Origin of the sequence: Paenalicyclobacillus macrosporangiidus (genome assembly GCF_900116805.1) — a bacterium.
Lineage (GTDB): Bacteria > Bacillota > Bacilli > Alicyclobacillales > Alicyclobacillaceae > Alicyclobacillus_H > Alicyclobacillus_H macrosporangiidus.
This window is the reverse complement of record NZ_FPBV01000080.1, coordinates 1-1,581: the sequence shown is the minus strand read 5'-3', so window position 1 is coordinate 1,581 and position 1,581 is coordinate 1. Positions and strand designations below refer to the sequence as shown.

General features: G+C 51.4%; 1 protein-coding gene. It reads right to left on the bottom strand.

Going from position 1 to position 1,581, the window contains the following annotated elements:
* Positions 1-99: 99 nt before the first annotated feature.
* Complete coding sequence (locus tag BM357_RS18725; RefSeq protein WP_074956919.1) at positions 100-1,335, bottom strand: IS110 family RNA-guided transposase; 1,236 nt, start codon at positions 1,333-1,335, stop codon at positions 100-102.
* Between the last annotated feature and the right edge of the window lie 246 nt (positions 1,336-1,581).

The following is a 1,581-nucleotide window of genomic DNA, read 5'->3' as shown; positions in this document are numbered from 1 at the left end:
TTGATGAGAAAATGGCCTCCTTTAAGGCAGGAGATGTCACATTACGCTGTTTTGAGACAATAGAATGCCCGGGACACTGAAGAGTTGCATCTGAAGAGATTAGGCTGTAGTATCGCTGGGTCTTGTTACTACATAGCCTTGTTTTTCAAGACGACGAATCATCATTTCTTCCGTGGAAATCGGTTTCCGCCTTTCCAGATAATCATGCCCAAGTTCGCTGTATGGTTGCCCCTCTTTGAGTACGAAATATGCAATCACGAGGATCTTGTGTGCGACGACCATAGTAGCTCGTTTTTTACCTTTGCGCCCAGCTACAGACCAGAATTTCGCACCGAGGAAAGTTCGCGTTTTACTTGCGGCCCACGCAGCTTCCAGGAGTACCGACTTTAACCCTTGGTTGCCGGGTGTCGTTTTGACTCGTTTCTTTTTACCCGCACTCTCATGATTCCCAGGGCTCATTCCGGCCCACGACGAAAGGTGAGATGCCGAAGGGAAAACAGACATGTCTGTCCCGATTTCCGCCAGAATCACTCTGGCCACATGGATACCAACACCGGGGATGGTCTGCAGCAGTTCCTCCTGCTTTTGATACGGGGCAAAATATTGTTCCATGTCGGCTTCCAGTTCAGCAATGGATTTCTCCAGAAACTCGAGGTGCTCTAGACAACGTTGAAGCATTTTTCGGTGATGAAGGTTGACTCGACCGTTCAGGGCTTTCGTGAGTTCGGGGATCTTGGAGCGTAGACGGCCGATGGCAAGATCGGCGACCTGTTCAGGATCAATGACTTCGCCGTTGATCAACGCACTGAGCATCAGACGCCCAGACTTGCCAAACACATCGCTCACGAAGGTGGAGATCTTGATATTGGCATCCTCCAATATCTTGAGAATTCGATTGCGTTCGGACGTCTCGTAACCCTTGAGCTTTCGACGGTACCGAGTGAGGTCTCGAAGCTCTCGAATCTCTCGGGGAGCGATGAAACTATTGGAGACCAAGCCACAGCGATGAAGTTCGGCAATCCATTGGGCGTCCTTCTTGTCCGTCTTGCGTCCAGGGAGGTTCTTAATATGACTGGCGTTCGCGAGGGTGATTTTACAAGTGGCTTCAAGGACATTGAACACAGGCTTCCAGTATACGCCTGTGCTCTCCATGGCCACTTCGGTGCACCCCAGTTCGGCCAACCAGTCCGAGAGCTCCAGCAGCCCAGAAAGCACGGTTGGGAATTCCCGCATGAACATCTGCGGCCTTTCTTCGAGAGGTCCCTTTAGAACGCACGCGACGACGTTGGCCTGGTGGACATCCAAGCCTGCACAGCACTCGCGAATGGCGTCCATCACGTTCATCCTTTCCAAGCAGGGCACAACCCCCTGACGTTGCGAAATTTGATGGATGTGCTCTTGGCAACAATAATTTGTGCTCAAGGCGGTTGTGGCTAGTTTTTGGGCTCGGGGTCGCACCCCACATAATCGACAGCCTCACTGTCCTGCTTGGCCTCATGTTGGATCACGATCACCCACCAGTAAACAACTACGACTACATTTTCATCATAATGTTGTGCCCCAAAGGGGCATGGGGGTTTT

Excerpts from the sequence above, each read along its gene's own strand:
- BM357_RS18725 (WP_074956919.1), bottom strand. The coding sequence starts at position 1,335 with ATGGACGCCATTCGCGAGTGCTGTGCAGGCTTGGATGTCCACCAGGCC.